Source organism: Pseudomonas sp. NFX71 (assembly GCF_048079215.1).
Lineage (GTDB): Bacteria > Pseudomonadota > Gammaproteobacteria > Pseudomonadales > Pseudomonadaceae > Aquipseudomonas > Aquipseudomonas fluorescens_B.
The window spans coordinates 1239380-1262394 of record NZ_CP182230.1 but is presented as its reverse complement, the minus strand read 5'-3'; the positions used below and the strand labels follow the sequence as shown (position 1 = coordinate 1262394).

The 23015-nt window shown below is 55.0% G+C and carries 28 protein-coding genes; all 28 read left to right on the top strand.

Annotation, left to right across the window (positions count from 1 at the left end):
• The first annotated feature begins 18 nt into the window (after positions 1-18).
• Positions 19-519 (top strand): 50S ribosomal protein L10, encoded by a 501-nt coding sequence (gene rplJ, locus ACM1ZW_RS05850; RefSeq protein WP_007896629.1) that lies wholly within the window; start codon positions 19-21, stop codon positions 517-519.
• 80 nt (positions 520-599) lie between these two features.
• Positions 600-965, top strand: a complete 366-nt coding sequence (gene rplL / locus ACM1ZW_RS05845; RefSeq protein ID WP_017341075.1) for a 50S ribosomal protein L7/L12 — start codon at positions 600-602, stop codon at positions 963-965.
• A gap of 220 nt (positions 966-1185) precedes the next feature.
• Positions 1186-5259 carry a DNA-directed RNA polymerase subunit beta gene (rpoB, locus tag ACM1ZW_RS05840; protein WP_416740303.1) on the top strand — a complete coding sequence of 1358 codons (4074 nt, stop codon included), beginning with the start codon at positions 1186-1188 and terminating at the stop codon, positions 5257-5259.
• 64 nt (positions 5260-5323) lie between these two features.
• Positions 5324-9523: a DNA-directed RNA polymerase subunit beta' gene (rpoC, locus tag ACM1ZW_RS05835; RefSeq protein WP_017341073.1), complete on the top strand. Its 4200-nt coding sequence runs from the start codon at positions 5324-5326 to the stop codon at positions 9521-9523.
• Positions 9524-9739: 216 nt separating this feature from the next.
• The gene (rpsL, locus tag ACM1ZW_RS05830) at positions 9740-10111 is read left to right on the top strand and encodes a 30S ribosomal protein S12 (protein WP_002555494.1); all 372 of its coding nucleotides are present in this window, start codon (positions 9740-9742) and stop codon (positions 10109-10111) included.
• A 119-nt stretch (positions 10112-10230) separates the two neighbouring features.
• Positions 10231-10701 carry a 30S ribosomal protein S7 gene (gene rpsG, locus ACM1ZW_RS05825; RefSeq protein WP_002555493.1) on the top strand — a complete coding sequence of 157 codons (471 nt, stop codon included), beginning with the start codon at positions 10231-10233 and terminating at the stop codon, positions 10699-10701.
• Between the two features lie 30 nt (positions 10702-10731).
• A complete protein-coding gene (gene fusA / locus ACM1ZW_RS05820) occupies positions 10732-12837 on the top strand; it encodes an elongation factor G (RefSeq protein WP_017341072.1) in 2106 nt (701 codons plus the stop codon).
• 31 nt (positions 12838-12868) lie between these two features.
• Entirely contained in the window at positions 12869-14062 is a 1194-nt protein-coding gene (tuf, locus tag ACM1ZW_RS05815; RefSeq protein WP_052909674.1) for an elongation factor Tu, read from the top strand.
• Between the two features lie 156 nt (positions 14063-14218).
• On the top strand, positions 14219-14530 hold the full coding sequence (rpsJ, locus tag ACM1ZW_RS05810; RefSeq protein WP_003186070.1) for a 30S ribosomal protein S10: 312 nt from the start codon (positions 14219-14221) through the stop codon (positions 14528-14530).
• 80 nt (positions 14531-14610) lie between these two features.
• Positions 14611-15246, top strand: coding sequence for a 50S ribosomal protein L3 (gene rplC / locus ACM1ZW_RS05805; RefSeq protein WP_003186059.1), 636 nt, complete (start codon positions 14611-14613; stop codon positions 15244-15246).
• Between the two features lie 12 nt (positions 15247-15258).
• Positions 15259-15861, top strand: coding sequence for a 50S ribosomal protein L4 (gene rplD / locus ACM1ZW_RS05800; RefSeq protein WP_007896707.1), 603 nt, complete (start codon positions 15259-15261; stop codon positions 15859-15861).
• A complete protein-coding gene (rplW, locus tag ACM1ZW_RS05795) occupies positions 15858-16157 on the top strand; it encodes a 50S ribosomal protein L23 (RefSeq protein ID WP_002555488.1) in 300 nt (99 codons plus the stop codon). Before rplD ends, rplW begins: the two co-directional genes overlap by 4 nt.
• Positions 16158-16171: 14 nt before the next feature.
• Positions 16172-16996 carry a 50S ribosomal protein L2 gene (gene rplB, locus ACM1ZW_RS05790; RefSeq protein ID WP_003210080.1) on the top strand — a complete coding sequence of 275 codons (825 nt, stop codon included), beginning with the start codon at positions 16172-16174 and terminating at the stop codon, positions 16994-16996.
• A 16-nt stretch (positions 16997-17012) separates the two neighbouring features.
• On the top strand, positions 17013-17288 hold the full coding sequence (rpsS, locus tag ACM1ZW_RS05785; protein WP_002555486.1) for a 30S ribosomal protein S19: 276 nt from the start codon (positions 17013-17015) through the stop codon (positions 17286-17288).
• A gap of 13 nt (positions 17289-17301) precedes the next feature.
• Complete coding sequence (gene rplV, locus ACM1ZW_RS05780) at positions 17302-17634, top strand: 50S ribosomal protein L22 (RefSeq protein ID WP_003103908.1); 333 nt, start codon at positions 17302-17304, stop codon at positions 17632-17634.
• A gap of 13 nt (positions 17635-17647) precedes the next feature.
• Positions 17648-18334, top strand: a complete 687-nt coding sequence (gene rpsC, locus ACM1ZW_RS05775) for a 30S ribosomal protein S3 (protein ID WP_003176422.1) — start codon at positions 17648-17650, stop codon at positions 18332-18334.
• 12 nt (positions 18335-18346) lie between these two features.
• Entirely contained in the window at positions 18347-18760 is a 414-nt protein-coding gene (rplP, locus tag ACM1ZW_RS05770) for a 50S ribosomal protein L16 (protein WP_007896757.1), read from the top strand.
• Positions 18760-18951, top strand: coding sequence for a 50S ribosomal protein L29 (gene rpmC, locus ACM1ZW_RS05765; protein WP_002555481.1), 192 nt, complete (start codon positions 18760-18762; stop codon positions 18949-18951). The genes rplP and rpmC overlap by 1 nt, the downstream gene beginning before the upstream one ends.
• 2 nt (positions 18952-18953) lie before the next feature.
• Entirely contained in the window at positions 18954-19220 is a 267-nt protein-coding gene (gene rpsQ / locus ACM1ZW_RS05760; RefSeq protein ID WP_003176419.1) for a 30S ribosomal protein S17, read from the top strand.
• A gap of 23 nt (positions 19221-19243) precedes the next feature.
• On the top strand, positions 19244-19612 hold the full coding sequence (rplN, locus tag ACM1ZW_RS05755) for a 50S ribosomal protein L14 (RefSeq protein ID WP_002555479.1): 369 nt from the start codon (positions 19244-19246) through the stop codon (positions 19610-19612).
• An 11-nt stretch (positions 19613-19623) separates the two neighbouring features.
• Positions 19624-19938, top strand: coding sequence for a 50S ribosomal protein L24 (rplX, locus tag ACM1ZW_RS05750; protein WP_003176416.1), 315 nt, complete (start codon positions 19624-19626; stop codon positions 19936-19938).
• Positions 19939-19960: 22 nt separating this feature from the next.
• Complete coding sequence (gene rplE / locus ACM1ZW_RS05745; RefSeq protein WP_003176415.1) at positions 19961-20500, top strand: 50S ribosomal protein L5; 540 nt, start codon at positions 19961-19963, stop codon at positions 20498-20500.
• A 13-nt stretch (positions 20501-20513) separates the two neighbouring features.
• Positions 20514-20819 carry a 30S ribosomal protein S14 gene (rpsN, locus tag ACM1ZW_RS05740; RefSeq protein ID WP_003176414.1) on the top strand — a complete coding sequence of 102 codons (306 nt, stop codon included), beginning with the start codon at positions 20514-20516 and terminating at the stop codon, positions 20817-20819.
• Between the two features lie 210 nt (positions 20820-21029).
• Positions 21030-21422 (top strand): 30S ribosomal protein S8, encoded by a 393-nt coding sequence (rpsH, locus tag ACM1ZW_RS05735; RefSeq protein WP_003186040.1) that lies wholly within the window; start codon positions 21030-21032, stop codon positions 21420-21422.
• A 12-nt stretch (positions 21423-21434) separates the two neighbouring features.
• On the top strand, positions 21435-21968 hold the full coding sequence (gene rplF, locus ACM1ZW_RS05730) for a 50S ribosomal protein L6 (RefSeq protein WP_003176412.1): 534 nt from the start codon (positions 21435-21437) through the stop codon (positions 21966-21968).
• Between the two features lie 10 nt (positions 21969-21978).
• Complete coding sequence (gene rplR, locus ACM1ZW_RS05725; protein ID WP_017341069.1) at positions 21979-22329, top strand: 50S ribosomal protein L18; 351 nt, start codon at positions 21979-21981, stop codon at positions 22327-22329.
• Positions 22330-22332: 3 nt separating this feature from the next.
• The gene (rpsE, locus tag ACM1ZW_RS05720; protein ID WP_007943782.1) at positions 22333-22833 is read left to right on the top strand and encodes a 30S ribosomal protein S5; all 501 of its coding nucleotides are present in this window, start codon (positions 22333-22335) and stop codon (positions 22831-22833) included.
• Between the two features lie 2 nt (positions 22834-22835).
• Positions 22836-23012 carry a 50S ribosomal protein L30 gene (rpmD, locus tag ACM1ZW_RS05715; RefSeq protein WP_003186033.1) on the top strand — a complete coding sequence of 59 codons (177 nt, stop codon included), beginning with the start codon at positions 22836-22838 and terminating at the stop codon, positions 23010-23012.
• Positions 23013-23015 lie beyond the last annotated feature (3 nt).

The following is a 23015-nucleotide window of genomic DNA, read 5'->3' as shown; positions in this document are numbered from 1 at the left end:
CAAGCAGGAGTTAAACCCGTGGCAATTAAACTCGAAGACAAGAAGGCCATCGTCGCTGAAGTCAACGAGGCTGCCAATGTTGCCCTGTCTGCTGTTGTGGCTGATGCCCGCGGTGTGACAGTAGGCGCTATGACCGGACTCCGTAAAGAGGCTCGTGAAGCTGGCGTTTACGTACGTGTTGTACGTAACACCCTGCTCAAGCGCGCCGTTGCCGGCACTCAATATGACGTGCTCAACGACGTGTTCACTGGCCCGACCTTGATTGCATTCTCTAAAGAACATCCGGGCGCTGCTGCTCGTATCTTCAAAGAATTCGCAAAAGGTCAGGATAAGTTCGAGATCAAGGCAGCTGCGTTCGAGGGCAAGTTCCTCGCAGCTAATCAGATCGACGTACTGGCAAGTCTGCCGACCCGTGACGAAGCAATTTCTCAGCTGATGAGCGTGATTCAAGGCGCAACCAGCAAATTGGCTCGTACTCTGGCGGCCCTTCGCGACCAGAAAGAAGCTGCCGCAGCCTAAGGCTGAGCGACTCCTTTCAGCGTTTATTGTTTATTTCGATGGCCGCGTAGGCTGTCACCCCAATACAGGAATTTATAGTCATGTCTCTGACTAACGACCAAATCATCGAAGCAATCGGCGAAAAATCCGTTCTGGAAATCGTTGAGCTGATCAAGGCCATGGAAGAGAAGTTCGGCGTTTCCGCTGCCGCTGCTTCCGCTGGTCCAGCCGCTGTTGCTGCCGTTGTTGAAGAACAAACTGAATTCAACGTCATGCTGACCGAAGCTGGCGAGAAGAAAGTTAACGTGATCAAGGCAGTACGTGAACTGACCGGTCTGGGCCTGAAAGAAGCCAAGGCTGTAGTTGACGGCGCTCCTGCCATGGTTCTGGAAGCTGTTGCCAAAGACGCAGCTGACAAAGCCAAAGCTACTCTGGAAGAAGCAGGCGCTAAAGTCGAGCTGAAGTAAGCATCGACTTTGCTCCTCCAGCCCGAGCGTTAAGCGAAAGGCTGATGGCTGGTGGCTCTTGCCACCGGCCTTTTTCCGTTATTGGCAACCGACTGGGTCGGTGCTGGTAACGAGCTGTAACCACCCGATGCGGTGGCGCAAACCATGGGGTTTGCACGATTTTCTGGCTGCTCCCGTCGGGAGGGGCCAAACAAGCAGGTGACCAAGCTGGGGAACGCTGATGGCTTACTCATATACTGAGAAAAAACGTATCCGCAAGGACTTTAGCAAGTTGCCGGACGTCATGGATGTGCCGTATCTCCTGGCAATCCAGCTGGATTCGTATCGTGAATTCTTGCAGGCGGGAGCGACTAAAGATCAGTTCCGCGACGTGGGCCTGCATGCGGCCTTCAAATCCGTTTTCCCGATCATCAGCTACTCCGGCAATGCTGCGCTGGAGTACGTCGGTTATCGCCTGGGCGAACCGGCATTTGATGTCAAAGAATGCGTATTGCGCGGTGTAACTTACGCCGTACCTTTGCGGGTAAAAGTGCGCCTGATCATTTTCGACAAAGAATCGTCGAACAAAGCGATCAAGGACATCAAAGAGCAAGAAGTCTACATGGGTGAAATCCCCCTGATGACTGAAAACGGTACCTTCGTAATCAACGGTACCGAGCGAGTAATCGTTTCCCAGCTGCACCGTTCCCCGGGCGTGTTCTTCGACCACGACCGCGGCAAGACGCATAGCTCCGGCAAACTGCTGTACTCCGCGCGCATCATTCCTTACCGCGGTTCGTGGCTGGACTTCGAGTTCGACCCGAAAGACTGCGTATTCGTGCGTATCGACCGTCGTCGCAAGCTGCCTGCATCGGTACTGCTGCGCGCGCTCGGCTATACCACTGAAGAAGTGCTCGACGCGTTCTACACCACCAACGTTTTCCACCTGAACGGCGAAACCCTCAGTCTGGAACTGATTGCTTCGCGTCTGCGTGGTGAAATCGCTGTTCTTGATATTCAGGACGAGAAGGGCAAGGTCATCGTTGAGGCTGGTCGCCGTATTACTGCGCGCCACATCAACCAGATCGAAAAAGCCGGTCTCAAGACCCTGGAAGTGCCTCTGGACTACGTCCTGGGTCGCACTACCGCCAAGGCCATCGTGCATCCGGCAACCGGCGAAATCCTGGCAGAGTGCAACACCGAGCTGAACACCGAGATCCTGGCAAAAATCGCCAAGGCCCAGGTTGTTCGCATCGAGACTCTGTACACCAACGATATCGACTGCGGTCCGTTCGTCTCCGACACCCTGAAGATCGACTCCACCAGCAACCAATTGGAAGCGCTGGTCGAGATCTATCGCATGATGCGTCCAGGCGAGCCGCCAACCAAAGACGCTGCCGAGACCCTGTTCAACAACCTGTTCTTCAGCCCTGAGCGCTATGACCTGTCTGCGGTCGGCCGGATGAAGTTCAACCGTCGTATCGGTCGTACCGAGATCGAAGGTTCGGGCGTGTTGTGCAAAGAAGACATCGTCGCGGTACTGAAGACTCTGGTCGACATCCGTAACGGTAAAGGCATCGTCGATGACATCGACCACCTGGGTAACCGTCGTGTTCGCTGCGTAGGCGAAATGGCCGAGAACCAGTTCCGCGTTGGCCTGGTACGTGTTGAGCGTGCGGTCAAAGAGCGTCTGTCGATGGCTGAAAGCGAAGGCCTGATGCCGCAAGACCTGATCAACGCCAAGCCAGTGGCTGCGGCGGTGAAAGAGTTCTTCGGTTCCAGCCAGCTGTCCCAGTTCATGGACCAGAACAATCCGCTGTCCGAGATCACCCACAAGCGTCGTGTGTCTGCACTCGGCCCTGGCGGTTTGACCCGTGAGCGTGCTGGCTTTGAAGTGCGTGACGTACACCCGACTCACTACGGTCGTGTATGCCCGATTGAAACGCCGGAAGGTCCGAACATCGGTCTGATCAACTCCCTGGCCGCTTATGCGCGCACCAACCAGTACGGCTTCCTCGAGAGCCCGTACCGCGTGGTGAAAGACGCTCTGGTCACCGACGAGATCGTATTCCTGTCTGCCATCGAAGAAGCTGATCACGTGATCGCTCAGGCTTCGGCCACGATGAACGACAAGAAAGTCCTGATCGACGAGCTGGTAGCTGTTCGTCACTTGAACGAGTTCACCGTCAAGGCGCCGGAAGACGTCACCTTGATGGACGTATCGCCGAAGCAGGTAGTTTCGGTTGCAGCGTCGCTGATCCCGTTCCTCGAGCACGACGACGCCAACCGTGCGTTGATGGGTTCGAACATGCAGCGTCAAGCTGTACCAACCCTGCGCGCTGACAAGCCGCTGGTAGGTACTGGCATGGAGCGTAACGTAGCTCGTGACTCCGGCGTTTGCGTCGTGGCTCGTCGTGGCGGCGTTATCGATTCCGTCGATGCCAGCCGTATCGTGGTTCGTGTTGCTGATGACGAAGTTGAAACCGGCGAAGCTGGTGTCGACATCTACAACCTGACCAAGTACACCCGCTCCAACCAGAACACCTGCATTAACCAGCGTCCGCTGGTGCGTAAGGGTGATCGGGTTCAGCGTAGCGACATCATGGCCGACGGTCCGTCCACCGATATGGGTGAACTGGCGCTGGGTCAGAACATGCGCATCGCGTTCATGGCATGGAACGGCTTCAACTTCGAAGACTCCATCTGCCTGTCCGAGCGTGTGGTTCAGGAAGATCGCTTCACCACGATCCACATTCAGGAACTGACCTGTGTGGCACGTGACACCAAGCTTGGGCCAGAGGAAATCACTGCAGACATCCCGAACGTGGGTGAAGCTGCACTGAACAAGCTGGACGAAGCCGGTATCGTTTACGTAGGTGCTGAAGTTGGCGCAGGCGACATCCTGGTTGGTAAGGTCACTCCGAAAGGCGAGACCCAGCTGACTCCGGAAGAAAAACTGCTGCGTGCCATCTTCGGTGAAAAAGCCAGCGACGTTAAAGACACCTCCCTGCGCGTGCCTACCGGCACCAAGGGCACTGTCATCGACGTACAGGTCTTCACCCGCGACGGCGTTGAGCGTGATGCTCGTGCACTGTCGATCGAGAAGACTCAACTCGACGAGATCCGCAAGGATCTGAACGAAGAGTTCCGTATCGTTGAAGGCGCCACTTTCGAACGTCTGCGTTCCGCTTTGGTCGGCCACAAAGCCGAAGGCGGCGCCGGTCTGAAGAAAGGTCAGGACATCACCGACGAAGTTCTCGACGGTCTTGAGCATGGTCAGTGGTTCAAACTGCGCATGGCTGAAGATGCTCTGAACGAGCAGCTCGAGAAGGCTCAGGCCTATATCGTTGATCGCCGCCGTCTGCTGGACGACAAGTTCGAAGACAAGAAGCGCAAACTGCAGCAGGGCGATGACCTGGCTCCAGGCGTGCTGAAAATCGTCAAGGTTTACCTGGCAATCCGTCGTCGCATCCAGCCGGGCGACAAGATGGCCGGTCGTCACGGTAACAAAGGTGTGGTCTCCGTGATCATGCCGGTTGAAGACATGCCGCACGATGCCAATGGCACCCCGGTCGACGTCGTCCTCAACCCGTTGGGCGTACCTTCGCGTATGAACGTTGGTCAGATCCTTGAAACCCACCTCGGCCTCGCGGCCAAAGGTCTGGGCGAGAAGATCAACCGGATGATCGAAGAGCAGCGCAAAGTCGCCGAGCTTCGTAAATTCCTCGACGAGATCTACAACCAGATCGGCGGCCGTAACGAAGATCTGGATAGCTTCTCCGACCAGGAAATCCTGGATCTGGCGAAGAACCTGCGTGGCGGCGTTCCAATGGCCACTCCAGTGTTCGACGGTGCCAAGGAAAGCGAAATCAAGGCCATGCTGAAACTGGCAGACCTGCCAGAAAGCGGCCAGATGCAGCTGACCGACGGCCGTACCGGCAACAAGTTCGAGCGCCCGGTTACTGTTGGCTATATGTACATGCTGAAGCTGAACCACTTGGTAGACGACAAGATGCACGCTCGTTCTACCGGTTCGTACAGCCTGGTTACCCAGCAGCCGCTGGGTGGTAAGGCGCAGTTCGGTGGTCAGCGTTTCGGGGAGATGGAGGTCTGGGCACTGGAAGCATACGGTGCTGCTTACACTCTGCAAGAAATGCTCACAGTGAAGTCGGACGATGTGAACGGCCGTACCAAGATGTACAAAAACATCGTGGATGGCGATCACCGTATGGAGCCGGGCATGCCCGAGTCCTTCAACGTGTTGATCAAGGAAATTCGTTCCCTCGGCATCGATATCGATCTGGAAACCGAATAACACGTGACGCGAATCGAGAGCGGGGCAGGATTGCCCGCTCTCTGCTCCGCCAGGAGGAAAGGCCTTGAAAGACCTACTGAATTTGCTGAAAAACCAGGGTCAAGTCGAAGAGTTCGACGCCATCCGTATTGGATTGGCATCGCCTGAGATGATCCGTTCGTGGTCGTTCGGTGAAGTTAAAAAGCCGGAAACCATCAACTACCGTACGTTCAAACCTGAGCGTGACGGCCTGTTCTGCGCCAAGATCTTTGGCCCGGTAAAGGATTACGAGTGCCTGTGCGGTAAGTACAAGCGCTTGAAGCATCGTGGTGTGATCTGCGAGAAGTGCGGCGTTGAAGTCGCGCTGGCTAAAGTTCGTCGTGAGCGCATGGCGCACATCGAACTGGCCTCGCCAGTTGCCCACATCTGGTTCCTGAAATCGCTGCCGTCGCGTATCGGTTTGCTGATGGACATGACCCTGCGTGATATCGAGCGCGTTCTCTACTTCGAGAGCTATGTCGTTATCGATCCAGGCATGACCACCCTTGAAAAGGGTCAGCTGCTGAACGACGAGCAGTATTTCGAAGCGCTGGAAGAGTTCGGCGACGATTTCGATGCCCGCATGGGTGCCGAAGCTGTCCGCGAACTGCTGCACGCTATCGACCTGGAACACGAGATTGGCCGTCTGCGTGAAGAAATTCCGCAAACCAACTCCGAAACCAAAATCAAGAAGCTGTCCAAGCGTCTGAAGTTGATGGAAGCCTTCCAGGGTTCCGGCAACCTTCCAGAATGGATGGTGCTGACCGTTCTGCCGGTTCTGCCGCCAGATCTGCGTCCACTGGTCCCGCTGGATGGCGGTCGCTTCGCGACTTCCGACCTCAACGATCTTTATCGTCGAGTGATCAACCGTAACAACCGCTTGAAGCGCCTGCTGGATCTGTCCGCTCCGGACATCATCGTGCGCAACGAAAAGCGTATGTTGCAGGAAGCTGTCGACGCACTGCTCGACAACGGTCGTCGTGGTCGCGCCATCACCGGTTCGAACAAGCGTCCTCTGAAATCCCTGGCTGACATGATCAAGGGTAAGCAGGGTCGTTTCCGTCAGAACTTGCTCGGTAAGCGTGTTGACTACTCCGGCCGTTCGGTAATTACCGTAGGTCCGACCCTGCGTCTGCACCAGTGCGGTCTGCCGAAGAAAATGGCTCTCGAGCTGTTCAAGCCGTTCATTTTCGGCAAGCTGGAAATGCGTGGTCTCGCGACCACCATCAAAGCAGCCAAGAAGATGGTCGAGCGCGAGCTGCCGGAAGTTTGGGACGTTCTCGCTGAAGTGATCCGTGAACACCCGGTTCTCCTCAACCGTGCACCGACCCTTCACCGTCTGGGTATCCAGGCGTTTGAACCAGTACTGATCGAAGGTAAGGCTATCCAGCTGCACCCTCTGGTCTGTGCTGCGTACAACGCCGACTTCGACGGCGACCAAATGGCCGTGCACGTACCGCTGACGCTGGAAGCCCAGCTGGAAGCGCGTGCGTTGATGATGTCGACCAACAACATTCTGTCGCCAGCCAATGGTGAGCCAATCATCGTTCCTTCGCAGGACGTTGTATTGGGTCTGTACTACATGACTCGTGAAGCGATCAACGCCAAGGGCGAAGGTCGTGTGTTCGCGGATCTGCAGGAAGTTGACCGTGTGTTCCGTGCCGGCGAAGCCGCACTGCACGCCAAGGTCAAAGTGCGGATCAACGAAACCGTTAACGATCGTGACGGTGGCAGCGTCAAGAACACCCGTATCGTCGACACCACTGTCGGCCGTGCGCTGTTGTTCCAGGTTGTTCCACCTGGCCTGTCGTACGACGTCGTCAACCAGCCGATGAAGAAAAAGGCGATCTCCAAGCTGATCAACCAATGCTATCGCGTGGTTGGTTTGAAAGAGACCGTGATCTTCGCTGACCAGTTGATGTACACCGGTTTTGCTTATTCGACCATTTCCGGCGTTTCCATCGGTGTTAACGACTTCGTTATCCCGGATGAAAAAGCCCGCATCATCGGTGCTGCCACCGACGAAGTGAAAGAGATCGAAAGTCAGTACGCCTCCGGCCTGGTAACCCAGGGCGAGAAGTACAACAAAGTGATCGACCTTTGGTCCAAGGCTAACGACGAAGTTTCCAAGGCGATGATGGCCAACCTCTCGAAAGAGAAAGTCATCGACCGTCATGGCGTCGAAGTCGACCAAGAGTCTTTCAACTCGATGTACATGATGGCCGACTCGGGTGCACGGGGTTCTGCTGCGCAGATCCGTCAGCTGGCCGGTATGCGTGGCCTGATGGCCAAGCCGGACGGTTCCATCATCGAAACGCCGATTACTGCGAACTTCCGTGAAGGTTTGAGCGTACTTCAGTACTTCATCTCGACTCACGGTGCTCGTAAAGGTCTGGCGGATACCGCGTTGAAAACTGCGAACTCCGGTTACCTGACTCGTCGTCTGGTAGACGTGGCGCAGGATCTGGTTGTGACCGAGATCGATTGCGGCACCGAGCATGGCCTGGTAATGACTCCGCACATTGAAGGCGGTGACGTTGTTGAGCCATTGGGTGAGCGCGTATTGGGTCGTGTCATTGCCCGTGACGTATTCAAGCCAGGTACCGAAGAAGTTATCGTTCCTGCCGGCACGCTGGTAGACGAGAAGTGGGTCGAGTTCATCGAGCTGAACAGCATCGACGAAGTGATCGTGCGTTCGCCGATCAGCTGCGAAACCCGCTACGGCATCTGCGCCAAGTGCTATGGCCGTGACTTGGCTCGTGGTCACCAGGTGAACATCGGTGAAGCGGTCGGCGTTATCGCTGCCCAGTCCATTGGTGAGCCGGGTACCCAGCTGACCATGCGTACGTTCCACATCGGTGGTGCGGCAAGCCGGACCTCCGCAGCCGACAGCGTTCAGGTGAAGAATGGCGGTACCGTCCGTCTGCACAACCTGAAACACGTTGAGCGAGTGGATGGCTGCCTGGTAGCTGTATCCCGTTCCGGTGAGCTGGCAATCGCTGATGACTTCGGTCGTGAGCGCGAGCGCTACAAGCTGCCGTACGGTGCTGTGATTTCGGTTAAGGAAGGTGACAAGGTCGACGCTGGCGCAATCGTGGCCAAGTGGGATCCGCACACTCACCCAATCGTTACCGAAATGAAAGGTACCGTGACCTACGTGGGCATGGAAGAAGGCATCACGATCAAGCGTCAGACTGACGAATTGACCGGTATGACCAACATTGAAGTACTCGACGCCAAAGACCGTCCAGCTGCCGGTAAAGATATCCGTCCTGCTGTGAAGATGGTTGATGACAACGGCAAGGATCTCTTGCTGCCGGGTACCGATGTAATTGCTCAGTACTTCCTGCCTGCCAACGCCCTTGTCGGTGTGGCGGACGGTGCGAAAATCGCGATCGGTGATGTTATCGCTCGTATTCCGCAAGAGACTTCGAAGACCCGCGACATCACCGGTGGTCTGCCGCGTGTTGCCGACTTGTTCGAAGCCCGTCGTCCGAAAGAAGCCTCGATTCTGGCTGAAGTCAGCGGCACCATCGCGTTCGGTAAAGAGACCAAAGGCAAGCGCCGTCTGGTTATCACCCCGAACGACGGTAGCGATCCGTACGAAGAGCTGATTCCGAAGTGGCGCCACCTGAACGTCTTCGAAGGCGAACAGGTAAACCGCGGCGAAGTTATCTCCGACGGCCCGAGCGATCCACACGACATCCTGCGTCTGCTGGGTGTGAGTGCGCTGGCCAAGTACATCGTGAACGAGATCCAGGACGTTTATCGTCTGCAAGGCGTGAAGATCAACGACAAGCACATCGAGACCATCCTGCGTCAGATGCTGCGTAAAGTTGAGATCGCTGAATCCGGCGATTCCAGTTTCATCAAGGGCGACCAGATGGAATTGACTCACGTTCTGGTAGAGAACGAGCGTCTGGCTGGCGACGAGAAATTCGTTTCCAAGTTCACTCGTGTACTGTTGGGTATCACCAAGGCATCGCTGTCCACCGAATCGTTCATCTCGGCGGCTTCCTTCCAGGAAACCACTCGCGTACTGACCGAAGCGGCGGTAACCGGCAAACGCGACTACCTGCGCGGCCTGAAAGAAAACGTCGTCGTGGGTCGTCTGATCCCGGCGGGTACCGGTCTGGCTTATCACAGCGAGCGTAAGCGCCGCCGTGATGCTGACAAACCGTTGCGCGTAAGCGCCAGTGAAGTGGAAGCTGCACTGACCGAAGCGCTGAACTCGAGCGGTAACTGAGTTCTGCGATAAATGAGTGTGAGGCCCTGGCCATTCCGTTCATCGAATCGAGACAAATTGTCGAGGTTGGATGAGCGGGGAGGTCGGGGCCTTGCCTTGACTGGGGGCAAGATCCTCTTTAGACTCTTGTACCCCTAAATTTGGCGGGAATTCGTTCCTGCCATTTTGCTTTTCTTGCAAGACAATAGCGTCGCAAGACAACAGTGGAGCTAGTAGATGGCAACTATCAACCAGCTGGTACGTCAGCCGCGTAAGCGTATCGTCGAGAAATCCGACGTGCCTGCGCTGCAGAACTGCCCGCAACGTCGTGGCGTATGCACCCGTGTGTATACCACTACGCCGAAAAAACCTAACTCGGCACTGCGTAAAGTATGCCGTGTGCGTCTGACCAACGGTTTCGAGGTTTCCTCGTACATCGGCGGTGAAGGCCACAACCTGCAAGAGCACAGCGTCGTACTGATTCGTGGCGGCCGTGTAAAAGACTTGCCAGGTGTTCGTTACCACACCGTTCGCGGTTCTTTGGATACTTCCGGCGTTAAAGGTCGTAACCAGGGTCGTTCGAAGTACGGTACCAAGAAGCCTAAGTAGTAGTGGCTTTTTGTAAAAACTGAATCATCTATTTTTCTGAGTCGATAAGAGTAAGGTCGGAGGCGTCCCGAAAGGGCACCGATTCCGAGCGAACCTGAAGACCGTTTGAGGGCTTATCCATGCCAAGAAGACGCGTAGCAGCCAAGCGCGAAGTGCTTGACGATCCAAAATACGGCAGCCAGATCCTGGCCAAGTTCATGAACCACGTGATGGAAAGCGGCAAGAAAGCCGTTGCCGAGCGTATCGTTTATGGCGCGCTGGAAAAGGTTAAAGAACGCAAGAACAGCGACCCCCTGGAAATCTTCGAGAAAGCTCTCGACGCCATCGCTCCGCTGGTCGAAGTAAAGTCGCGCCGTGTAGGCGGTGCTACTTACCAGGTTCCGGTCGAAGTTCGTCCGTCCCGTCGTAACGCTCTGGCAATGCGCTGGTTGGTAGACTTCGCCCGTAAGCGCGGCGAGAAGTCTATGGCTCTGCGTTTGGCTGGCGAACTGTTGGACGCTGCTGAAGGTAAAGGTGCTGCAGTTAAGAAGCGTGAAGACGTGCACCGTATGGCTGAAGCCAACAAGGCTTTCTCGCACTACCGCTTCTAATTTTAGCGTCACTAATTTTGCGAGGGCTTTATGGCTCGTACAACACCGATTAATCGCTACCGTAACATTGGTATCGTAGCTCACGTGGATGCTGGTAAAACCACCACCACCGAGCGCGTCCTTTTTTACACTGGCAAAAGTCACAAAATGGGCGAGGTGCATGACGGCGCCGCGACCACCGACTGGATGGTGCAGGAGCAGGAGCGTGGTATTACCATTACTTCTGCTGCCATTACCGCCTTCTGGCAGGGTTCCGAGAAGCAGCACAAAGACCAATACCGCTTCAACGTCATCGACACCCCGGGCCACGTTGACTTCACTATTGAAGTTGAACGTTCCCTGCGTGTTCTCGACGGCGCGGTTGTTGTGTTCTGCGGTACCTCGGGTGTTGAGCCTCAGTCGGAAACCGTATGGCGTCAGGCCAACAAATACGGCGTTCCACGTCTTGTTTACGTAAACAAGATGGACCGTGCTGGTGCGAACTTCCTGCGCGTGATCGGTCAGATCAAGCAGCGTCTGGGTCACACCCCGGTGCCAATCCAGCTGGCTATCGGTTCCGAAGACAATTTCCAGGGTCAGATCGATCTGATGGCCATGGAAGCTGTTTACTGGAATGACTCCGACAAAGGCATGGTTCCTGTTCGCAAGCCTATCCCTGCTGAATTGCAGGAACTGGCTGACGAATGGCGCGGCAACATGATTGAAGCTGCAGCCGAAGCCAGCGAAGAGCTGATGAACAAGTACCTCGAAGGTGAAGAACTCACTAACGCGGAAATCAAGGCCGCTCTGCGTCAGCGTACTATCGCTGGCGAGATCGTTCTGGCTGTTTGCGGTTCTTCCTTCAAGAACAAGGGTGTTCCCCTGGTTCTCGACGCCGTTATCGACTACCTGCCTGCTCCTACCGACATTCCTGCCATCAAGGGTACTGACCCGGATGACGAGACCAAGGAAATGGAGCGTCACGCAGACGACAGCGAGCCGTTCTCGGCTCTGGCGTTCAAGATCGCTACCGACCCATTCGTGGGTACCTTGACCTTCGTCCGCGTTTACTCGGGCGTGTTGGCCTCCGGCGACGGCGTGATCAACTCGGTTAAAGGCAAGAAAGAGCGCGTGGGTCGTATGGTGCAAATGCACGCAAACGCCCGTGAAGAAATCAAGGAAGTACGCGCTGGTGACATCGCGGCCTTGATCGGCATGAAGGACGTCACCACGGGTGAAACTTTGTGCAACGCTGACAAGCCAATCATCCTGGTTCGCATGGACTTCCCGGAGCCGGTTATTTCGGTTGCCGTTGAGCCTAAGACCAAGGACGACCAGGAAAAAATGGGTATCGCTCTGGGCAAACTTGCTCAGGAAGATCCATCTTTCCGCGTCAAGACTGATGAAGAGACTGGTCAAACGATCATCTCCGGCATGGGCGAGTTGCACCTGGACATCCTGGTAGACCGGATGCGCCGTGAGTTCAACGTCGAAGCCAACATCGGTAAGCCTCAAGTTTCGTACCGTGAGCGCATCACGAAGAGCTGCGAAATTGAAGGCAAGTTCGTTCGTCAGTCCGGCGGTCGTGGCCAGTTCGGTCACTGCTGGATTCGTTTTGCTCCTGCTGACGAAGGTCAGGAAGGTCTGCAATTCCTGAACGAAGTAGTGGGTGGTGTGGTTCCTAAGGAATACATCCCGGCTATCCAGAAGGGTATCGAAGAGCAGATGAAGAACGGCGTAGTTGCCGGCTATCCGCTGATCGGCCTGAAGGCTACCGTGTTTGATGGTTCCTACCACGACGTCGACTCCAACGAGATGGCGTTTAAGGTGGCTGCTTCCATGGCGACCAAGCAACTGGCCCAGAAGGGCGGTGGTGAGTTGCTTGAGCCGATCATGGCGGTAGAGGTTGTTACGCCTGAAGACTATATGGGTGACGTGATGGGCGACCTTAACCGTCGTCGCGGCATGATCCTGGGTATGGAAGACACGGTCTCCGGCAAAGTAATTCGTGCTGAAGTTCCGCTGGGTGAGATGTTCGGTTATGCGACCGACGTCCGTTCCATGTCCCAAGGTCGCGCAAGCTACTCTATGGAATTCAAAAAATACAATACGGCTCCGTCGCACATCGTCGAAACCGTTACCAAAAAACAAGGCTGATTCAGCCCCTTTAGGCTAGGAGTTAATTGTCGTGGCTAAAGAAAAATTTGATCGTTCCCTACCGCACGTCAACGTTGGCACCATCGGTCACGTTGACCATGGTAAAACCACTCTGACTGCTGCTCTGACTCGCGTCTGCTCCGAAGTTTTCGGTTCGGCTGTTGTTGCTTTCGACAAAATCGACAGCGCTCCAGAAGAAAAGGCTCGTGGTATCACCATCAACACCGCGCACGTTGAATACAACTCGCTGATCCGTCACTACGCTCACGTTGACTGCCCAGGTCACGCTGACTATGTGAAGAACATGATCACCGGTGCTGCTCAGATGGACGGCGCTATCCTGGTTTGCTCGGCCGCTGATGGTCCGATGCCACAAACCCGTGAGCACATCCTGCTGTCCCGCCAGGTTGGCGTTCCGTACATCGTTGTCTTCCTGAACAAGGCTGACATGGTTGACGACGCTGAGCTGCTGGAACTGGTTGAGATGGAAGTGCGCGACCTGCTGAGCACTTACGACTTCCCAGGTGACGACACTCCGATCATCATCGGTTCGGCTCTGATGGCTCTGAACGGCCAAGACGACAACGAAATGGGCACCACTGCCGTTCGTAAACTGGTTGAGACTCTGGACAGCTACATTCCGGATCCAGTTCGTGTTATCGACAAGCCGTTCCTGATGCCAATCGAGGACGTATTCTCGATCTCCGGTCGCGGTACTGTTGTAACTGGTCGTATCGAGCGCGGTATCGTCAAGGTTCAGGATCCACTGGAAATCGTTGGTCTGCGTGACACTACCGTCACCACCTGCACCGGTGTTGAAATGTTCCGTAAGCTGCTCGACGAAGGTCGTGCTGGCGAGAACTGCGGCGTTCTGCTGCGTGGTACCAAGCGTGACGACGTTGAGCGTGGCCAGGTTCTGGTTAAGCCAGGTTCGGTTAAGCCGCACACCAAGTTCGAAGCTGAAGTCTACGTTCTGAGCAAGGAAGAAGGCGGTCGTCATACTCCGTTCTTCAAAGGCTACCGTCCACAGTTCTACTTCCGTACTACTGACGTGACTGGTAACTGCGAACTGCCGGAAGGCGTTGAAATGGTAATGCCAGGCGACAACATCAAAATGGTTGTCACCCTGATCAAGACCATCGCAATGGAAGACGGTCTGCGTTTCGCTATCCGTGAAGGCGGTCGTACCGTCGGCGCTGGCGTCGTAGCCAAAATCATCGAGTAAGCTCTTTTTGAGTAAGCTTTGATGAGTTGAAAAAGCCCCCGCTTAGCGGGGGCTTTTTTATTGGGTTGACACCTATCTGGGGCGTCTATAGAATTGCGCCTCCTTTTAACGGGCGTATTGCGCCCGGTGGGAATAGCAGCCGGAGTCTGAAATCCAATGCAAAATCAGCAAATCCGTATCAGGTTGAAGGCTTTTGACCATCGCCTGATCGACCAATCCACCCAGGAAATCGTGGAAACCGCGAAACGTACTGGTGCTCAAGTGCGTGGTCCAATTCCACTGCCTACCCGTAAAGAGCGGTTCACCGTTCTGGTCTCCCCGCACGTCAACAAAGACGCGCGTGACCAGTACGAGATCCGTACTCATAAGCGTGTTCTGGACATCGTCCAGCCAACGGATAAAACCGTTGATGCTCTTATGAAGCTTGATCTTGCGGCCGGTGTGGAAGTGCAGATCAGCCTCGGCTAAGACTCGGTCTTAGTCGTGTAACGCTCTGAAATGGGCGGCCATAGCGGGTGAAAGCCCCGTACACTCATGAGGTTTACAACATGACTATTGGTGTAGTCGGTCGTAAATGCGGTATGACCCGTATTTTCACCGAAGAAGGTGTCTCCATTCCGGTCACGGTCATTGAGATCGAGCCGAATCGCGTCACCCAGTTCAAAACTGAAGAGACCGATGGCTATCGTGCAGTGCAAGTCACTGTAGGCGAGCGTCGTGCTTCGCGTGTAACAGCTGCTCAGGCTGGCCACTTCGCTAAGGCGAACGTAGCCGCTGGTCGTACCGTAATGGAATTCCGTCTTGAAGAAGGCGAGTACCAGGCCGGCGATCTGATCAACGCTGAAATCTTCGCCGCTGGTCAACTGGTTGATGTAACCGGTCAGTCCAAGGGTAAAGGCTTCCAGGGTACGATCAAGCGTTGGAACTTCCGCGGGCAAGATAATACCCACGGTAACTCCGTGTCCCACCGCGTTCCAGGCTCTATCGGCCAGTGCCAGACTCCTGGTCGTGTATTCAAGGGCAAAAAAATGTCCGGTCATATGGGCGCTGAGCGCGTGACCGTGCAGTCCCTCGAAGTAGTGCGCGTGGACGCTGAACGCAATCTGTTGTTGGTCAAGGGTGCTGTTCCTGGCGCTACTGGCGGCAACTTGGTTGTACGTCCAGCAGCCAAGGCTCGCGGTTAAGGGGAAGCTGACATGCAATTAAATGTAAATGACGCTCAAGCGATCGAAGTTTCCGAACTGACATTTGGCGGCGAATTCAACGAGACGCTGGTTCACCAAGCAGTCGTGGCCTACATGGCTGGCGGCCGTCAAGGTAGCAAGCAGCAAAAGACCCGTTCCGACGTTCGTGGTGGCGGTAAGCGCCCATGGCGTCAGAAAGGTACTGGCCGTGCTCGTGCCGGTACTATCCGTAGCCCAATCTGGCGTGGCGGCGGTACCACTTTCGCAGCTCGTCCTCAGGATCACACCCAGAAGCTGAACAAGAAGATGTATCGCGCAGCAATGCGCTCCATCCTTGCTGAGCTGGTGCGTACTGATCGTCTGGTTGTGGTTCAGGACTTCGCTGTTGATGCACCGAAGACCAAAGATCTGCTGAACAAACTGACCGGCATGGGCCTGACTGACGTCTTGATCGTGTCTGAAGTAGTTGATCAGAACCTGTACCTGGCTGCTCGTAACCTGCCACACGTTGATGTACGTGACGTGCAAGGTTCCGATCCAGTTAGTCTGATCGCATACGACAAGGTGTTGATCACCGTGTCGGCCGTGAAGAAATTCGAGGAGCTGCTGGGATGAACCAGGAACGCGTATTTAAAGTTCTGCTTGGCCCGCACGTTTCCGAGAAGGCTACGGTTCTGGCTGACAAGAAAGGCCAGTTCGTTTTCAAGGTTGCAACTGACGCAACCAAGCTGGAAATCAAGAAGGCCGTCGAAAGCCTGTTCAGCGTGAAAGTAGAGCGTGTTACTACCCTGAATGTTCTGGGTAAGAGCAAGCGCACTGCTCGCGGTCTGGGCAAGCGTAATGACTGGAAGAAGGCAGTTATCTCCCTTCAGCCAGGCCAAGATCTCGATTTCAGCAGCAGTGCTGAGTAAGGAAGGGGTGCATCATGGCAATCGTTAAATGCAAACCGACTTCCCCTGGCCGCCGTTTTGTGGTCAAGGTGGTCAACCAGGAGCTGCATAAAGGCGCTCCTCACGCACCGCTGCTCGAGAAAAAATCGAAGACTGGTGGTCGTAACAACAATGGTCGTATTACCACTCGTCACATCGGTGGTGGCCATAAGCAGCATTATCGTCTGGTCGATTTCCGTCGCAACGACAAAGATGGCATCGCTGCCACTGTCGAGCGTATCGAATACGATCCAAACCGTACTGCTCACATCGCTCTGCTGCTGTACGCAGATGGCGAGCGTCGCTACATCATCGCCCCTAAAGGCGTGAGTGCTGGCGATCAGCTGATCGCAGGTGCTCTGGCACCGATCAAGCCGGGCAACGCTCTGCAACTGCGTAACATTCCAGTTGGTAGCACCGTACACGGCATCGAATTGAAGCCAGGTAAAGGCGCGCAAATCGCTCGTTCCGCTGGTGCTTCGGCTCAGCTGATCGCTCGTGAAGGTGTCTACGTGACCCTGCGTCTGCGTTCTGGTGAGATGCGTAAAGTGCTGGCTGAATGCCGCGCGACCCTGGGTGAAGTCTCGAACTCCGAGCACAGCCTGCGTTCGCTGGGTAAAGCTGGTGCCAAACGCTGGCGTGGCGTTCGCCCAACCGTTCGTGGTGTTGCCATGAACCCGGTTGACCACCCACATGGTGGTGGTGAAGGTCGTACCTCTGGTGGTCGTCATCCGGTATCGCCATGGGGCTTCCCGACTAAGGGCGCGAAGACTCGTGGTAATAAGCGTACCGACAAAATGATCGTCCGTCGTCGCAAGTAAATAGAGGGATACGACAGTGCCACGTTCTCTGAAAAAAGGTCCTTTTATTGATCTTCACCTACTGAAGAAGATCGAAGTGGCGGCGGAAAAGAACGATCGCAAACCAGTTAAAACCTGGTCGCGTCGTTCGATGATCCTGCCACAAATGGTCGGTCTGACCATTGCAGTGCATAACGGTCGTCAACATGTTCCAGTTCTCGTGAACGAAGACATGGTCGGCCACAAACTGGGCGAGTTTGCCGGTACCCGCACATATCGTGGGCACGTGGCAGACAAGAAAGCCAAGCGTTAAGGGGTAAGGAACGATGGAAGTAGCCGCTAAGTTGTCGGGCGCTCGAATCTCCGCCCAGAAAGCCCGCTTGGTCGCCGACCAGATCCGCGGGAAGAAGGTGGGCGAAGCGCTCAACCTGTTGGCTTTCAGCAGTAAGAAAGCCGCCGAGATCATGAAGAAAGTGCTGGAGTCGGCCGTAGCCAACGCCGAGCATAACGAAGGCGCAGACGTTGATGACCTTAAAGTCAGCACCGTTTTCGTCAACGAAGGGCGTTCGCTGAAGCGAATCATGCCACGTGCCAAAGGCCGTGCTGATCGCATCGTCAAGCGGTCTTGCCATATCACTGTCAAGGTTGCTGACAAGTAACGGAGTCGAAGAGATGGGTCAGAAAGTACATCCCATTGGCATTCGCCTGGGAATCGTCAAGGAGCACACCTCCGTCTGGTACGCAGACGGTCGGACTTATGCGGACTATTTGTTCGCTGATCTGAAGGTGCGTGAGTATCTCCAAGACAAACTAAAAAGCGCGTCCGTAAGCCGTATCGATATCCATCGTCCGGCTCAGACTGCACGTATCACCATCCACACCGCTCGTCCAGGTATCGTTATCGGGAAGAAAGGTGAAGATGTTGAGAAACTGCGTCAGGACCTGACCAAGCAAATGGGTGTGCCTGTGCACATCAATATCGAAGAGATCCGCAAGCCGGAGCTCGACGGTATGCTGGTTGCGCAGAGCGTAGCTCAGCAGCTGGAGCGTCGCGTAATGTTCCGTCGCGCTATGAAGCGCGCTGTTCAGAACGCCATGCGCATTGGTGCCAAAGGCATCAAAATCCAAGTGAGCGGTCGTCTCGGCGGTGCTGAAATCGCACGTACTGAATGGTATCGCGAAGGTCGTGTGCCACTGCACACCCTGCGTGCCGACATCGACTATGCCAACTACGAAGCTCACACCACTTACGGTGTGATCGGTGTAAAGGTTTGGATCTTCAAAGGCGAAGTAATTGGTGGTCGCCAAGAAGAACTGAAACCACAAGCACCAGCGCCTCGTAAAAAAGCTGCTAAGTAAGGGGTACGCCAAATGTTGCAACCAAAGCGTACGAAGTTCCGCAAGCAGATGACAGGCCACAACCGTGGTCTGGCTCAGCGCGGTAGCAAAGTCAGCTTCGGCGAGTTCGCGCTGAAGTCTGTAGCTCGTGGTCGTCTCACCGCTCGTCAGATCGAGTCAGCGCGTCGTGCTCTGACCCGTCACGTTAAACGTGGCGGCAAGATCTGGATCCGTGTATTCCCGGACAAGCCTATTTCCAAAAAGCCACTCGAAGTTCGGATGGGTAAAGGTAAGGGTAGTGTGGAGTACTGGGTTGCCCAGATTCAGCCAGGCAAAGTCCTGTATGAAATCGAGGGTGTTTCTGAAGAGCTGGCGCGTGAGGCTTTTGCCCTGGCTGCTGCAAAGCTGCCGCTCGCCACCGCCTTTGTTAAACGGACGGTGATGTGATGAAAGCGAATGAACTTCGTGAAAAATCCGCACAGCAGCTGAACGAGCAACTGCTCGGCTTGCTGCGCGACCAGTTCAATCTGCGTATGCAGAAAGCAACTGGCCAGTTGGGGCAGTCTCATCTGCTCTCGCAAGTTAAGCGTGACATCGCTCGCGTGAAGACTGTGCTCAACCAGCAGGCAGGTAAGTAATCATGGCTGAAGCCGAAAAAACTGTCCGTACGCTGACTGGCCGTGTTGTCAGCGACAAGATGGACAAAACCATCACCGTTCTGATCGAGCGTCGCGTTAAGCACCCGATCTACGGTAAATACGTTAAGCGTTCGACTAAGCTGCACGCGCACGACGAAACCAATCAGTGCCACATCGGCGACAAAGTCACTATTCGTGAAACTCGTCCTTTGGCCAAGACCAAGTCTTGGGCGCTGGTTGATGTTCTCGAACGCGCTGTGGAAGTCTAAGGACTAGGGGTCGGAGAAATTATATGATTCAGACTCAATCCATGCTCGATGTGGCCGATAACAGCGGCGCTCGCCGTGTTATGTGCATCAAGGTGCTGGGTGGCTCCCATCGTCGTTACGCTGGTATCGGTGACATCATCAAAGTTACCGTGAAGGAAGCAATTCCTCGCGGTAAAGTGAAAAAAGGCCAAGTGATGACTGCTGTAGTAGTCCGCACTCGCCACGGCGTTCGCCGTGCTGATGGCTCCATTATCCGCTTTGATGGCAACGCTGCTGTTCTTCTGAACAACAAGCAAGAGCCGATCGGCACCCGTATCTTTGGGCCAGTGACCCGTGAACTTCGTACAGAGAAGTTCATGAAGATCGTCTCGCTCGCCCCAGAAGTGCTGTAAGGAGATCCGACATGCAAAAGATTCGTCGTGACGACGAGATCATCGTGATCGCCGGCAAAGACAAAGGTAAGCGCGGTAAGGTGCTTAAGGTTCTCGCTAACAACCGTCTGGTTATTGGCGGTCTGAACCTGGTAAAGCGTCATACCAAGCCTAACCCTATGTCGGGCGTGCAAGGCGGTATCGTCGAAAAAGAAGCTCCACTGGATGCTTCTAACGTCGCCATTTTCAACGGCGAAACCAACAAGGCTGATCGCGTTGGTTTTAAAGTAGAAGACGGCAAGAAAATTCGTGTCTTCAAGTCGACCCAAAAAGCGGTTGATGCTTGAACACTGCTAGGTAGATGAGACCATGGCACGACTAAAAGAGATTTACTGGAAGGAAATCGCACCGAAGCTTAAGGAAGAACTTAAGCTTTCGAACGTGATGGAAGTTCCACGCGTTACAAAAATCACCCTGAACATGGGTCTGGGCGAAGCGGTCGGTGACAAAAAAGTCATCGAGCACGCTGTTGCTGACCTGGAAAAGATCACCGGCCAGAAAGTCGTTGTGACCTACGCTCGGAAATCCATCGCTGGCTTTAAAGTCCGTGAAGGTTGGCCGATCGGCGTCAAAGTGACCCTGCGCCGTGAGCGTATGTATGAATTCCTGGATCGTCTGCTGTCGATCTCCCTGCCTCGGGTTCGCGACTTCCGCGGCCTGAATGCCAAGTCCTTCGATGGTCGTGGTAACTACAGCATGGGCGTTAAAGAGCAGATCATCTTCCCGGAAATCGACTACGACAAGATCGATGCTCTCCGCGGTCTGGACATTACCCTGACCACCACTGCCAAGAACGATGACGAAGGTCGCGCCCTGTTGCGTGCTTTCAAATTCCCGTTCCGCAACTGATTGGAGTAGGAAAATGGCCAAGATGAGCATGAAAAACCGCGAGCTGAAGCGTCAGCTCACGGTTGCCAAGTACGCCAAAAAGCGTGCAGCACTGAAAGCTATCATCGTTGATCTGAACGCAAGTCCAGAGGCACGTTGGGAAGCTACAGTCGCTCTGCAGAAGCAGCCACGTGACGCAAGCGCTTCGCGCATGCGTAACCGCTGCCGCCTGACCGGTCGTCCACACGGCGTTTACCGCAAGTTCGGCCTCGGCCGTAACAAACTGCGTGAAGCGGCCATGCGTGGTGACGTACCTGGTCTGGTTAAAGCCAGCTGGTAAGCACTGTCAAAGTCTCGGTGTTCGGGATCGCAAGATCCTGACCGCCGGTGACCTTGAACTTGAATCAAGCCCCTTTTGGGGCTTGATTCATTTGTGGGGTGTGTCTAGAATACCCGGCTCGCCTGAGCCCGTGCTTTTTTCGCGCGGATGTACTCGGCGACACGTAGTAGCCGCAAGGCTAATTTTTTGTGTATTAGGAGCGTCTAGCCCATGAGTATGCAGGACCCGTTAGCGGACATGCTAACTCGAATCCGTAATGCCCAGATGGCTGAAAAGTCCGTCGTAAGCATGCCATCTTCTACTTTGAAGGTAGCTGTTGCCAAAGTCCTGAAGGACGAAGGTTACATTGCGGGTTATCAGATCAGCAGCGAAATCAAGCCACTGCTGTCCATCGAGCTGAAGTACTTCGAAGGCCGTCCGGTCATCGAGGAAGTGAAGCGCGTTAGCCGTCCAGGCCTGCGTCAGTACAAGTCCGTCGATGATCTGCCAAAAGTTCGTGGCGGTCTCGGTGTGTCTATCGTCTCCACCAACAAAGGTGTGATGACGGATCGTGCTGCGCGCGCTGCCGGTGTCGGCGGCGAAGTTCTTTGCACTGTGTTCTAAGGGGGGATAAGCATGTCACGCGTCGCTAAGAACCCCGTTAAGCTGCCAGCCGGTGTCGAAGTCAAATTCGCAGGCCAACAGCTTTCGGTGAAGGGTGCCAAGGGCACTCTCGAACTGAACATCCATTCGTCCGTTGAGATCGTTGAAGAAGCTGGTGAGCTGCGTTTCGCTGCTCGCAATGGCGATCAACAAACTCGCGCAATGGCTGGTACCACTCGTGCGTTGGTAAACAACATGGTCCAAGGCGTAAGCCAAGGCTTCGAGCGTAAGCTCCAGCTGGTCGGTGTTGGTTACAAAGCGCAAGCAAAAGGCACAGTGCTGAACCTGGCTCTTGGCTTCTCGCACCCAGTGGATTATGAACTGCCGGAAGGCATCACCGCTGAGACTCCTAGCCAGACCGATATCCTGATCAAGGGCATCGATAAGCAGCTGGTAGGTCAAGTGGCCGCCGAGATCCGCGACTTCCGTCCACCAGAGCCGTACAAAGGCAAAGGTGTGCGCTACGCGGACGAAGTCGTCCGTCGTAAAGAAGCCAAGAAGAAGTAGGGCATAGCAAATGACCGACAAAAAAGTTACTCGACTGCGTCGCGCTCGCAAAGCACGCCTGAAAATGCACGAACTCGAAGTCGTGCGTCTCTGCGTGTTCCGCTCGTCGCAGCACATCTACGCCCAGGTCATTTCGGCCGACGGCGCCAAAGTTCTGGCATCTGCCTCGACTTTGGATAAAGAACTGCGTGATGGTGCTACTGGCAACATCGACGCGGCCACTAAGGTTGGCCAGCTGGTCGCTACGCGTGCTAAGGCCGCTGGCGTCTCGCAAGTGGCTTTCGACCGCTCTGGCTTCAAGTACCACGGCCGCGTTAAAGCGCTGGCTGATGCTGCTCGTGAAGCTGGGCTGGAGTTCTAAGTTATGTCAAATAACGACCAAAAGCGCGACGAAGGCTACATCGAGAAGCTGGTTCAAGTTAACCGCGTAGCCAAAACCGTTAAAGGCGGCCGTATCTTCACTTTCACCGCGTTGACCGTGGTTGGTGATGGTAAAGGGCGTGTTGGCTTCGGCCGTGGCAAGTCACGTGAAGTGCCTGCTGCGATCCAGAAGGCAATGGAAGCTGCTCGTCGCAACATGATCCAAGTTGATCTGAACGGCACCACTCTGCAGTACGCAATGAAGTCCGGTCACGGCGCTTCGAAGGTGTACATGCAGCCTGCATCTGAAGGTACCGGTATCATCGCTGGCGGCGCTATGCGTGCTGTCCTCGAAGTTGCTGGCGTTCAGAACGTTCTGGCCAAGTGCTACGGCTCGACTAACCCGGTAAACGTGGTTCACGCCACTTTCAAAGGTTTGAAAGCTATGCAGTCTCCTGAATCCATTGCCGCCAAGCGTGGCAAAAGCGTCAAGGAGATCTTCTGATCATGGCTACCGTTAAAGTTACGCTGATCAAAAGCATGACCGGCCGCATCCCTAACCACAAACTGTGCGTTAAGGGTCTGGGTCTGCGTCGCATCGGTCACACTGTAGAAGTACTTGATACTCCCGAGAATCGCGGGATGATCAACAAGGCTTACTACATGCTGCGTGTCGAGGGTTAATCG